Origin of the sequence: Ferroglobus sp., from assembly GCF_015521575.1 — an archaeon.
Classification (GTDB): domain Archaea; phylum Halobacteriota; class Archaeoglobi; order Archaeoglobales; family Archaeoglobaceae; genus Ferroglobus.
The window spans coordinates 1-11,684 of sequence record NZ_WANY01000243.1 but is presented as its reverse complement, the minus strand read 5'-3'; the positions used below and the strand labels follow the sequence as shown (position 1 = coordinate 11,684).

Genomic DNA, 11,684 nt, shown 5'->3' with positions numbered 1-11,684 from the left:
CTATAAACTTCTCCCTAAGCCACAGAGATGCGTATTTGCAGCTCGTCCCCATGTTTCACGCAAACGGTTGGGGGATATTCTTTTCCGCTACACTCACCGGAGCGAAGCTCGTTTTCCCCGGAAGGTACTCGATCGAGAAAATAGGGGAAGTGGTTGATTTAATAAGAGAGGAGGGCGTAACAATTACCGCTGCTGCTCCCTCCGTTTTAATTCCGATGCTCAACTACTTACAGAAAGAGAACATAACTCTGCCGAATTTAAGAATTTTCACCGGAGCAAGTGCACCTCCGCTTTCTCTCCTCAAAGGAATGAAGGAGAGAGGAATAGAAGTCATCCACACCTACGGAGCTACCGAAACAACTCCAGTTGTCTGCGTCAACCACGTAATTCCGGAAGTGGAGGAAGAGTTTGAGGAAGAGGAGCTGTGGGAGCTGAAGAGGAAACAAGGATTGCCGATGTTCGGTGTTGAAGTTAAGTTAATGAAAGACGGAATCGAGTTGCCTTGGGACGGTAGTAGCGTTGGAGAGCTCTACATGAGAGGGCACTGGGTGGCTAAAAGCTACTACAAAGACGAGAGGTCGAAAGACGCTTTCGAGAACGGCTGGTGGAAGAGCGGAGATGCCGCTACTATCGACGAGAACGGTTATGTGAAGATAGTTGACAGGTTTAAGGATTTGATAAAGAGTGGAGGAGAGTGGATAAGCAGCGTGGATTTGGAGAATTACTTAATGGCTCATCCAGCTGTCCTTGAAGCTTGCGTCGTCGGAATTCCTCATCCGAAGTGGGAGGAAAGACCGCTGGCTTTCGTCGTTCTAAAAGAAGAGTACAAAGGAAAAGTAAGCAAAGAGGAACTCTACGAGCACTTAAAGCAGAGATTTGCGAAGTGGCAGCTGCCAGACGAAATACTTTTCGTCGATGAAATACCAAAAACAAGCGTCGGAAAGTTCAACAAGAGGTTTTTGAAGGAAAAATACGAAGACTTCTACACTACTCAAAACCTTTGATAAAAGCTCTAACGTTTTTTCCGAGAACTTTGTGGTTGTAACCTCCCTCTAAAACTGCGAACCTTCTTCCCCCGCATTTTTCTTCAGCGTACTCCTTTATTATTTTCCCTATTTCCGTGTAATCTTCAGTTTCGAGCTGATCTCCCCAATCCTCTTTGTGTCTGTCGAAACCGGCTGAGACAGCAATTATATCGTAATCAACGCTTTCAAGAAAATCGGAAATGCTCTCCACATCCTTCATGTGGAAGTACTTCACGCTCTCGTCATTTTCGAAAGTATTAGCCGTTCCATCTCCGAAGTGGAGATCGAAATCGACTATAGCGGCTTTTTTAATCAATCCAAGTTTTTGAAGCTTTCTGATTGCAATGGCGATATTGTTGAAGTAGCAGAACCCCCAGCAACTGTCGGGACTTGCGTGATGCCCCGGTGGTCTTATCGCAGCAAAAGCTGGCTCTTCCATTGAAATTAAAGCGGCTTTTATCGCTCCTCCAGCTGCGAGCATGGCAACATCGAAGAGCTTTAAACTTTTCACCCACTCGTAATGCTTTCTCGTGTGCACGAGCAAAATATCCTCTTCACTCGCTTTTTCCGGCTCAACGAAATCGTAGTCTTTAAGCTCGTTCACTATAGCCTCCATTCTTCCCGGCGAAGCTGCCGGATCGGAAGAGTAAACCTCGTAAAATTTGGGGGAGAAAACAACTTTCATGCTATCACCAAAAAGCATCGAGGGTTTTTTGAGTCGCTCCTTTCAAGCTCGCTTCGTTGTATCCGAACCTCTCAAGTATTCTCAGCACAGAGGGAATTATCTGGTGGTTTATGTAGTAGTCTTTGTCAAGCTTCTTCACCATGTTTCCACTCCTCGTTCTTATAACCAAGTTCTCGCCGTCGAACTCCTCTATCAAGTCCACGGGATAAGCTCTGTCCCCAACGTTCCCGGCTCCTTCCACAACGACGAATCCAACTTTGGATCCCACGCTATAGACTATTCCGAGTTCCATAGCCCTTAAAGCAGCCTTCACATGAGCTTGCTTGCTCTCGTATTTATCAGGACGTTTCGTCAAACCTTTGTAGATTACCACATCCTCAAGCTTTACCTTTCCGCTCTTTATGTCGTTTATAACTTTTCTAACGTATTCGGCAGCTTTTTCCGGATTTTCCTCCTTCAGTATTATTTCAATAACGCTCTTCTGAACGTTCTTCGCCAGCTCGCACCAATCCCCTCTTCTCACTTCCAACCCCTTCACCACAAGGATTCCGTCCTCAGTTAAGCCAGCGTACCTCTTCTTTTCAACGAAGAATATCGTTTTGTAGTACTCATCAACTTCAATCTGCACCGGAAACTTTTCGGAGATTTCCTCAATCAGCTTCTCCACCTCATCCCTAATTTTTTCAAGGCTTAACTTATCCTTCTTAACGAATATGCTGTCGGTATCTCCGTAAAGCACTTCGAAACCGAGCTTCTTGGCAATCTCCACGGCAGATTTTATTAGATGCCTGCCCCAAGCGGTTGTCGCTTCGGCACACTGCCTGCAATACCATCTCGCCCCGCTCCAGCCGGTGTAGCCGTAAAAGGAGTTCGTGAGAATTTTTAAAGTCTGCTGCTTTATGTCCAAAAGCAAGTACTCCCTCGAATTTCTGTCGAGATTCTTCATCTGCTTCTTTATCTCCCTCCTCTTCTCTATGAGCATCTTCAGTATTCTCTTGAAGAAGCCGTCTGGCTGCTTTCTGAACTTGTGTCCTACCTCAGGCGCTACATAGCAATCTTCGCATTTTCCAAAAACGTAAGTGTCTGGAGAAATATTATAGGCGATCATTATGCTTGGGTACATGGAAGCGAAGTCCAAGCAGACGACGTTTTTGTGCAAACCTCTCGAAGGTTCGAGAACAAACGCTCCCTCGTAGCTCTCCTCAACTTCAGCCGGGTTGGGGGCTATTTCCCCAATCTTGTAGGCTTCGCTTAGCAAAAACCAGTCCACTTGCTTCCCTCTACCTATCCTCGCCACGTCATCTGTCGGAATCCTAATCATCCTCGAAAGCTCGTAGTGCATGGGTAGCAGCTCTTCAGCTATGAAGTACGTATTCAAAACGTCCTGCCTCGAATACTTGAGGACGCTCTCTTTATCTCCAGCCGTCCACCTCTTGTATATGTCCTTAGCCTCTATATCGGCAAGCTCAACCTTCCTTCCAAGAAATTCAGCAACGTTCTCAAGAGTTTTCACCTTTACGTCAAGCTTCATCGCTATGTCGTAAAGATCGACGTTGAGCCTTCCAGCAATCTTCGGTCTTCCACCCCTGAAAGAGATCTCGCTTCCATCTCTTCCTATATTCAGCTTTACGGAAAGTTTCTCAGCCCTCTTTCTTATGTAAGGCCAGTCGAAGTTATCTTGATTGTAACCGACTATGACGTCCGGATCTTGCTCCTTGATAATTTCGACAAATCTGAGCAGAATTTCCCTCTCGTTTCCGGTTATTATCTCCTCAAAATCTCCGCATTTAACGCCTATAATGATGATTCTGTCTTTCTCTGGATCGGGCATTCCCATCTCCGTCAGCATTTCGCAGTCAAAAGCCAGAACCTTCGGCTCTGGCAAGGGAATTTCGAACCTCTCAACATGCTCAGCTTCAATTATTTTCAGTCCCCTCTCCTCTCTCTCCTTACCCTCCACCCTAATTCCGTCCATGCAAGCAAGATCTCTGTCGATTAAGTAACGGTAAGCGAAGGGAATGTCAGCCTCCCTAACCTCCGTGATCTTCTTTAATTCCTCCCTAAGCTTCGGAACGTGCTGCGGATGATAAGCGTAAATTTTGAAAACTTCCATTTCCTTTCCAAAAACTCTTTTTCTAACTTCCTCAACTTTAAACGGCTTTATAACTCCCTCCCTGCTCTTCACGACAATTTTTTCTATGTCTTCCTTACTCAACCCGTTTTTGAAAGCGTAAAAGTAAGGCTGAAAGTTTCTATCGTAAACTACGAAGGTGTTTCCGTCGAAATCCTTACACCAGAGTCTTATTACCGCTCTCCCATCTTCAGCCGTGACGTAATCAGCATCAAGCAACCAGCCCTCCATCAATAAATTACTAAACTTATTCGTAATAAACTTTTACTCGACGAATTCCTCCAGTTCCTTAGGAGCGTCTGCAAATTCCCTTAAGAATTCGTACTCCGTGAAGTGAAGCTTCTTGGATAGGAAGACTATCGTGTGGAGCGGTTCGCCAAAATCGTGATCCGGAAGGGAGTAGAAGTGATCGCACTTCACGTAGCAATCTCCTCCGATTCTCGCAACTCCAACGGCGAAGTGATTTAAAGTGCCATCGTCAACCTTCTCCATTATTCTAACAGCCTCTCCAATCGTCATTGGCTCTGGATTTAAGTCTAAGAGGAGGAGTGTGTGAGCGTTAACGCTCAAATTCTCCTTAATAACTTTAAGGGGCGTCTTGGAAACCATTCCTTTGTAAGGATAGCTTACCGTAGCCGATTTTCCGAACTTGTAGCTGTGCAACCCTGTGACGGAGCAAATAGCGGAAATCACACTTGCGTTGTGAACTATTTTCGTTACAACACCCTTTCTCTTTGCTTCGAGCAGAAGGCTTGAATGAGTTGTTGCAACTCCGGGATCGCCAGCAACAAGGACAACGACGTTTTTGCTTTTAGCCTCTTCAACGATCTTCCAGCTTTCATCTTCAAGATCTTTTCTCTCCAAAACAACCACTTTTCTTCCATAGAGTTTTTCCAAAGCTTCGACATTCGTCCCTACCAGTTTTGATGTGTAAAATTCAGCGTAAACGACGTCGGCTTTTCTAACCTCCTCCAATCCTCGTAGAGTTATGTCCTTTTCATCCCACAGCCCCAAACCGACGAGTGTGAGCATAACTCAATTAAAATCTCCCGAAATTAAATACTTGCAGAAGTGCAAAAAAGTATTATAAATAATTAGCTAAGCCTATGATGTATGCAGGAGTTGATGAACGGCGATTTCCTGAAGGCTGTCAAGTTCACCGCTGAAAAGTTAAAAGATGCAACGAAAAACGTGTATATAGTTCACCATAACGATGCCGACGGTATCTGTTCGGCTCTAATTTTAACCATAGCTCTGATGAGAAAAGGGAGGGAGGTGGAAAGGTACTGCATCGAGAAAGTCCATCCGAGGATAATAGAAAAAATTCACGAGGATAAGGAAAACGATGTTATAATTTACACAGACCTCGGAGGATTAGCTTTGGATACGATAGCGAAGATAGACGGAGAGAGAAACTACATATTCTTAATCGACCACCATCCGGCGGTGAGAGTGGAAAGCAGAAAAGTCGTTGAGCTCGATTCGGAGCTTCTTGGAATTTCGGGAGATCTGTTCATCTCCGCCTCAAGCTTGGCTTACATGGTGGCAAGGGGGATAGATGAGAAAAATAAAGATCTCGCCTATCTGGCAGTTATAGGTTCCGTCGGAGACTACCACGACAGATACGGAGGAGTCCTCGGAATAGACAGATTGAGCTTGGAAGAAGCCGTGAGGCTCGGACAGGCAAAGATCAAGATAGAAAAGATGAGGGAAAGATATTACATAGTTCCGCTGAAGAATTATGCAAGCGACGTAGCAAAAGCTTTCACGAATCTTGGAGTCGTCGGATATCTCGAAAAAGGTTACAACATCGCGATAGATTGTACGCTCTCCGGGAACATCGACGACGCCATAGAAAAGGGTCTGGAGTACGAGAAGCTTAAGGAGAGGAAGTTCAAGGAAATGATAGAAAAGCTGAAAAACGGAGAGCTTAAGAAGGAGCGTTACGTTCAGTGGTTCCATGCTAAAGATGAATTCTATCCAATGGGTGTAAAAGCAATAGGAGAATTCTGCCAGGTAACGAAAGACATGAGCTTTTTCGATGACGATAAATACATCATCGGTTTTCAGAATTTCTACGATTACATTCCAGACTTGGGGAAGATAAAGCTTAACGCTGTGAAGGTGAGCGGCAGAACACCAATACCCCTCGAAAGGAAAATCATCAATGGAATTATGCCCGGTTTCGACTGTCTAATTCCAGAGGCAAGCAAGGCTGTTAACGGATTTCCGGATGCAACTCACAAAGTTGCTGCGGCAACGCTAATAGAGAGGGGCAAAGAAGAGGAGTTTATTCGAGCGTTTGAAAGAATTATAGAAACTTCTCAATGCGGATAATCTTCGGCAAAAGCTTTCGCTATCGGACATTCAAAGCACCTAAACTCCCACTTACAATCTATCGTCGCATCATGGTAGCACTTCACGAAAGTCTTTTTTGATTAATCGTTAATTTAAGTTTCGGCTAACAAAAATATAAAAAAGTGAAAAAATTTGTTTAGCCGACAGCCAAGATGTCCTTGACTCCCGCAACACAGACAGGCTTTCCTGCTGAATCGACTCCGACGATATGTCTGATGTTCAGCCTGACCATTATTTCCGCCACTTTTGAAACTGGATCGTCGCAGCTGACAGTTTGCGGGTTCTTGGTGGCATAGTCGATGAGCGGTGAGTCGAGAGAAGCTCCGTTTGCTATGGCTCTGAAAGCGTCTCTCTCCGAGAACACCGCCACGAGTTTTCCTGTTTCGTCGACAACCGGCAGGAATCCTATGTCGTTCTGGATCATTAGTCTTATAGCGTCTCCGATCTTTTCGTTGTGGTTTATGACTATCGGCTCCTTAGCCACGTCTCTGAGCCTTGTTCTCTCGGCTATCGGCTTCTTGGTCAAAGCCGATAAACCGACGGTTTCAGCAAGCACATCTCTCAAGTCGATCATTCCGATTATTTGTCCTCTTCTACAAACTGGAATCATTCTGACGTGGTAGTGCTCCATCGTCTCAAGGATGTTCGGCAGCGGCTCGTTGTACTCCATGCAAGGAACCTTGACGGCAACATCTCCAACCGGCACATCAAGTCCCTTCTCAGCCGCTCCCTTGAGCATGTGTCTGTAGGCAACACCAGTCTCTGCAACGTAGTCGACGACGACGCCTCTTCTGTCTTTCTCAATCATCTTCTTTATGGCATCTCTAATCGGCTCGTTAGCCTTAACGATGACCGCATCTTTAGCAAACTTCTCAGCAGCGAACTCTGCCCAGAGTCTCGTTCCGAGGGTTTCGTATCCCTTGATAACAAAGTACAGACCCATTATCATCGGCACAACGGTGCTCCATCCAATAACCGCCAGCCACCAGTCGTTGAACACTTTGTATAAAGCGGTAACCATGAAGGGTGTTAAACCTCCGGTTATACCGTAACCGAGGTTGTAAGTGAAACCTGTGGCGGTAACTCTGATCCTTGACGGGAAGAGCTCAAGGAGGAATGCCGACTGCGCTCCGCTGTATCCAATTCCGTTGAAGAACGTCAGCGTGTACGTGAGGATGTAAAGCATCATGATGTTCTGAGCTAAGGCAGCTTCCCTCATTAGCCAGAAAGCTGGGATGAACCAGAGTGCGTTTCCGTAGATAGCAAAGATCAAGAGTTTTCTTCTTCCAATTATGTCAGAGATGTACCCGAAGAGTATGTAAACCCACACTGCCGCCATCGTACACCAGAAGAGTATTGCCGAAGATGTTCCGGGAGAAATTCCATGCCAGCTCATGAAGTACTTAGAAACAAGCTGGTTGGTGTACCACACTGGCCCATGTGCTCCGATAACTCCAATCCATCCGAGAAGAACCAACGATAGGTATTCTTTCTTAGCGAACAGCTCTCTAATTGGTGCTGAAGATGTCCTCCTTACAGTTCTGAGCATGCTGAAGACCGGTGTTTCCTTATAGAAGAGGTGCATTATCAATGCGATGAATGCAATAACTAAACCAGCAACTATGAATGGAATTCTCCAACCCCAAGCCTCAAGTCCTTCAGGACCGAGCCATGATTCAACTAAGCTTTCCATAGAAGCAGCTATAGCCATTCCGATAGCTGGAGTGGTGAAGAGTATTCCCGTATACATACCTCTCCTTCTCTCGGGCACTGACTCTCCAAGGAAGACTATGATAGCTCCGTATCCTCCTCCAAGAGCAAGTCCCTGGATAATTCTCAGAATGAAAACGAGTATCGAAGCCACTATACCTATCTGAGCGTAGGTCGGCAGAATACCAATTCCGACCGTTCCAGCGAGCATAGAGAGAGCTGCGATGACGAAAGCGATTTTTCTTCCGTAGATGTCTCCGATTCTACCGAAGAGCAAAGCTCCAAGTGGTCTGAAGAGGAAACCGAGAGCTAAAGCTCCGAAGCTTGCAAGCAGCGATGCTATAGGGTCTTCGGATGGGAAGAAGACCTTAGCAACGATAGGTGCAAGGATAGCGTATGTATAGAAGTCTGTCCACTCCAGCAGTGCACCGCTCCAGCCGATGGCTATCGTTCTCGCCAGTTCTCTCATTGGAATCTCTACTTCTTTAACATCCGACTTCTCAACCATCCAGACACCCCTCTTTCAACTGTCCAACTTTACAGTCGTCTTCAACGATTAATAGCTAACAACAATATAAAATTTTCCATTAATGATCAGGAGAAATAACTTCGGCAGTTAGACTATTGTCTAACATTACAACAGCGTTAAGGTCTGTTTGAAAGCTTCAACTTTCGAAAACTCCTTTCCAGATGATTCTTTCATAACGTATGGTATTAAATTTGAAAGTTAAAAAGTGTAATTTGTTCCTCGAATTTTTTAAATGATAACTTAAAGGACAAACTTTCGCAAGGTTAGACAATAAACGAACCTCAGCCGCAGGAAATTTCATCACCTCTCAGCGCGACCGAAACTCATCATCGGTATCGGTCATTAAAAGTAGTAATTCAAGGAGATTTAAGCGTTAAGGTTTATTAATCGTTAAGTGATGATTTTTCCATGGTCAAAAAAATGCTTCCAATACTCTTACTTCTCATCCTAACCTCCGGCTGTCTCGGACTTGGAAAGCCAGAGGTTTTGAGTTACAAAAGTGAGTGGGGAGAGATAACGGAAAGTTATTCGGAGATAATAACAAAGATGGACGTGAAAAATCCAAATCCTTTTTCGATTCCGCTGAAGGCAATAGACCTCACACTCTACATAAACAACATCGAGCTGGGGAAGGGAAGGAGTATAGGAGATGCCACCTTGAAACCGAATGCAATTACGACGATAACGATTTCAACGAAGATAGACAACAGTAAAATTCCGGAATGGTGGGTTAGCCACATTAAAAACGGAGAGGTTTCGGAGCTTCTTTTGAAAGGAAATCTGATATTCAACCTGATCATAACCGAATTTAAATTCCCCTTCGAGGAGAGAGACGAAATAAGAACCGACATACTGAGAGGTTTTAAAGTTGACGAAAAAATGAATTTCGGGCCACTGGCAGCTAATGTGAAAATAAATCCAAGGTGGGGAGAAGTTAAAAGTGATTACACGCAAATTATGCTCGATACGGTGATAGATAGCGATGTAAGCTTCAGACTAAAGGGGATAAAGTACGAAGTGCTTATGAACGGCATAAAAATTGGCGAAGGTTATTACGACAAAGATGTTGAGATAGGAAGAAATACAAAATTTACACTGGAGCTTAGACTCGATAACGATAAGCTTGACGACTGGTGGGTTTCACATCTCAAAAACGGGGAGAGAAGCGAAGTTGAAATAATAGTCACGGGAGTATTCGATTTGGCTGGAAAAACTTTTGAAGTCGATCTGATAAGGGAAAAGACGTCATTCAGAACGGAGATACTAACATGATCACCGTTTGTGAGTTTTGCAAGGGAAGAATAAAAATCGGAGAACTTGGAAGCTGTGTCATCTGCTGCAACATTTTCGAAAAAATTGATGATTTAGCTGGTAAGGTGCTTGAAGATCTCAAGGATTACGAGTTCGAAAGTTTCTCGGTTGGTTCGAGACTCAGAGGTAGCGCAAAAGCCATTCAAAATTTTTTGAGAGTCGAGCTCGGCATCGATGACGAGCTGAATTTCAAGAGAAATTTTAATAGGGAATTTGCAAAAAAAATAAGAGAGAAGAGCGGAAAGGAAATTAAGCCAAACGGAGATGTAAGAATAATAGTTGATCTCGAAGATTTGAGTTTGAACTACGAAATTCTTCCAGTTTACATCTTCGGGAGGTACAAGAAGAGGGTTCGCTATTTGGCTCAAACAAGATGGTTATGCTCTTTCTGTAAAGGAAAGGGATGCGAAGCCTGCAATTTTACGGGAAAGAAGTACTTAAGCGTCGAAGACATGATTATCGAGCCAGCTTTGGAAGTTTTTAAAGGAGAGAACGCTTTTCTCCACGGTTCGGGAAGAGAGGACGTGGATGCAAGAATGCTCGGGAACGGAAGACCTTTCGTTCTTGAAGTAGTGAGACCAAAGAGGAGGAAGGTTGATTTAAAGGAACTTGAAAGGAAAATAAACGAGGGAAGTGGAGCTGTGGAAGTTAAGCTTTTGGGTTACGCCACTCACAAAGACGTTGAAAGGATTAAATCCGCTTCCTACAAAAAGAGATATAGAGCACTCGTTGTTTTTGAGAGGGAAGTAGATGAAAAATCTCTTAAGGAGGCTCTGGAAAAGTTGAAGACCGTAATTCATCAGAGAACTCCGAAGAGGGTTGAGCACAGAAGGGCTGATAAGGTGAGAGTGAAGAGGGTTTACGATACAAGGCTTCTGTTGCTGAGAGGAAATAAAGCGGTCATCGAAATTGAGGCTGAAGGAGGGCTCTACATAAAGGAACTCGTTAGCGGAGATGAGGGAAGGACTAAACCAAGCTTGGCTGAGCTGCTCGGAATAAATTGCTACGTTGACAAGCTTGATGTCGTCTGGATTTACGACACTACTTGAAACGCATATCCAAGCTTTCTACTCCAGCGATTCTCTTTAACTCTTCCAACTTTTCCTCGCAGAAGGTTATCAGATGCCAGTACTCCTTGTTGGTTATTCTACCAGCCATCAGCATTGAATTCGCCCAGCTGTCAATAATTTCGATGTCATCAGAAAAAAGCTCTACAGCCGTCTCATCCGCCATTTCCTTGTATTTGTTAAACCACCTTTCAACAAGTTCCTTAGCCCTATCAATTTCAGAACTCAATACTACCACACCCCTTAGCTCCCTCAACAATCGCCTCGTAAATCGGACATCTTTTACATTTCTCCTCGCTGAAATCTTCGTAAATGCAATCAACAGCTGGATCGTAAATGCACTTCATTAAAAAATGTTAAAAATTGGAGGATTTAAATTTACTCCTTCTTTTCAAACCACTTGCACTTCTTAATGACGGTGTACTTGCTTATGCACCAGTAGAAGGGCCAGTGAATAATTTTGCAGTAGCCTACGAGATCCGCTGGAGGGAACTTGGTGTTGGGAATTATGGGTTTAAGCCACTTGCAGTCCTTGCATATGTGCGGAAACTGCTTCACGAATTCTTCCTGCTCTTTCGTCCACACGGCAGGCTTTGGACCGGCATCTGGAGGAAAGCTAAATTCGACATGCGAGCTCATGGTCATCACTCCTCCACATGCTCCTCTTCAGCAACCTCACCGACCTTAAACTTGCCGTAAACCGGTTTGCCCGGATAGTTGTCCTTTCCCCAGACGTCGATGCTCTTCGTTCTGTCAATCCAAGCGAACCTCCTGCTTTCGGCAAAACCAGCCTTCTTCGGCTGGTTGGGCATCGCTCTTATGAACTTTCCAGCGAAGTTCTCTGTCCTCGTTCTTGCCTCTCCAGTGT

Annotated in this window: 12 protein-coding genes; 4 read left to right on the top strand and 8 right to left on the bottom strand. The window is 44.7% G+C overall.

All coding sequences use genetic code 11. The features are described 5' to 3' along the window. A partial coding sequence (locus F7C14_RS09810) for an AMP-binding protein (RefSeq protein ID WP_290902375.1) occupies positions 1-1,004 on the top strand: 1,004 nt, incomplete at its 5' end. Here F7C14_RS09810 and F7C14_RS09805 read toward each other — a convergent pair. The 3 genes from F7C14_RS09805 to dph5 are packed head-to-tail and all read right to left on the bottom strand — an operon-like array spanning position 988 to position 4,873. Further along, positions 988-1,710, bottom strand: coding sequence for a histone deacetylase family protein (locus tag F7C14_RS09805; RefSeq protein WP_290902372.1), 723 nt, complete (start codon positions 1,708-1,710; stop codon positions 988-990). The genes F7C14_RS09810 and F7C14_RS09805 overlap by 17 nt on opposite strands. Positions 1,711-1,714: 4 nt before the next feature. After that, entirely contained in the window at positions 1,715-4,072 is a 2,358-nt protein-coding gene (locus F7C14_RS09800) for a DNA-directed DNA polymerase (protein ID WP_290902370.1), read from the bottom strand. Positions 4,073-4,105: 33 nt separating this feature from the next. Further along, a complete protein-coding gene (gene dph5 / locus F7C14_RS09795) occupies positions 4,106-4,873 on the bottom strand; it encodes a diphthine synthase (protein WP_290902368.1) in 768 nt (255 codons plus the stop codon). An 81-nt stretch (positions 4,874-4,954) separates the two neighbouring features. On the opposite strand from dph5, the gene F7C14_RS09790 reads away from it, so the two are divergent. Next, positions 4,955-6,178, top strand: a complete 1,224-nt coding sequence (locus F7C14_RS09790; RefSeq protein ID WP_290902366.1) for a DHH family phosphoesterase — start codon at positions 4,955-4,957, stop codon at positions 6,176-6,178. Positions 6,179-6,335: 157 nt separating this feature from the next. Here the strand turns inward: F7C14_RS09790 and F7C14_RS09785 are convergent, their stop codons facing one another. Then, positions 6,336-8,417, bottom strand: a complete 2,082-nt coding sequence (locus F7C14_RS09785; protein WP_290902365.1) for an MFS transporter — start codon at positions 8,415-8,417, stop codon at positions 6,336-6,338. 429 nt (positions 8,418-8,846) lie between these two features. Between F7C14_RS09785 and F7C14_RS09780 the strand changes: the two genes are divergently transcribed. Both F7C14_RS09780 and F7C14_RS09775 read left to right on the top strand, forming a co-directional pair. Continuing rightward, positions 8,847-9,710, top strand: a complete 864-nt coding sequence (locus F7C14_RS09780) for an LEA type 2 family protein (RefSeq protein WP_290902363.1) — start codon at positions 8,847-8,849, stop codon at positions 9,708-9,710. Continuing rightward, entirely contained in the window at positions 9,707-10,798 is a 1,092-nt protein-coding gene (locus F7C14_RS09775; RefSeq protein WP_290902362.1) for a tRNA pseudouridine(54/55) synthase Pus10, read from the top strand. The genes F7C14_RS09780 and F7C14_RS09775 overlap by 4 nt, the downstream gene beginning before the upstream one ends. On the opposite strand, the gene F7C14_RS09770 is transcribed toward F7C14_RS09775, so the two are convergent. The 4 genes from F7C14_RS09770 to F7C14_RS09755 all read right to left on the bottom strand — a co-directional run. Beyond that, on the bottom strand, positions 10,791-11,045 hold the full coding sequence (locus tag F7C14_RS09770) for a hypothetical protein (RefSeq protein WP_290902360.1): 255 nt from the start codon (positions 11,043-11,045) through the stop codon (positions 10,791-10,793). The two genes, F7C14_RS09775 and F7C14_RS09770, sit on opposite strands and share 8 nt — an antisense overlap. Further along, entirely contained in the window at positions 11,035-11,163 is a 129-nt protein-coding gene (locus tag F7C14_RS09765) for a hypothetical protein (RefSeq protein WP_290902359.1), read from the bottom strand. Before F7C14_RS09765 ends, F7C14_RS09770 begins: the two co-directional genes overlap by 11 nt. A gap of 31 nt (positions 11,164-11,194) precedes the next feature. Continuing rightward, on the bottom strand, positions 11,195-11,455 hold the full coding sequence (locus F7C14_RS09760) for a hypothetical protein (protein WP_290902358.1): 261 nt from the start codon (positions 11,453-11,455) through the stop codon (positions 11,195-11,197). A 5-nt stretch (positions 11,456-11,460) separates the two neighbouring features. After that, the coding region (locus F7C14_RS09755) for a hypothetical protein (protein ID WP_290902356.1) at positions 11,461-11,684 on the bottom strand (224 nt) is incomplete at its 5' end.

What these genes read in the sequence shown, in the direction of transcription:
- F7C14_RS09775 (WP_290902362.1), top strand. Translation starts at nt 9,707, where the DNA reads ATGATCACCGTTTGTGAGTTTTGCAAGGGAAGAATAAAAATCGGAGAA.
- F7C14_RS09790 (WP_290902366.1), top strand. Translation starts at nt 4,955, where the DNA reads ATGCAGGAGTTGATGAACGGCGATTTCCTGAAGGCTGTCAAGTTCACC.
- F7C14_RS09760 (WP_290902358.1), bottom strand. Translation starts at nt 11,455, where the DNA reads ATGAGCTCGCATGTCGAATTTAGCTTTCCTCCAGATGCCGGTCCAAAG.
- F7C14_RS09805 (WP_290902372.1), bottom strand. Translation starts at nt 1,710, where the DNA reads ATGAAAGTTGTTTTCTCCCCCAAATTTTACGAGGTTTACTCTTCCGAT.
- F7C14_RS09800 (WP_290902370.1), bottom strand. Translation starts at nt 4,072, where the DNA reads ATGGAGGGCTGGTTGCTTGATGCTGATTACGTCACGGCTGAAGATGGG.
- F7C14_RS09765 (WP_290902359.1), bottom strand. Translation starts at nt 11,163, where the DNA reads ATGAAGTGCATTTACGATCCAGCTGTTGATTGCATTTACGAAGATTTC.
- dph5 (WP_290902368.1), bottom strand. Translation starts at nt 4,873, where the DNA reads ATGCTCACACTCGTCGGTTTGGGGCTGTGGGATGAAAAGGACATAACT.
- F7C14_RS09785 (WP_290902365.1), bottom strand. Translation starts at nt 8,417, where the DNA reads ATGGTTGAGAAGTCGGATGTTAAAGAAGTAGAGATTCCAATGAGAGAA.
- F7C14_RS09780 (WP_290902363.1), top strand. Translation starts at nt 8,847, where the DNA reads ATGGTCAAAAAAATGCTTCCAATACTCTTACTTCTCATCCTAACCTCC.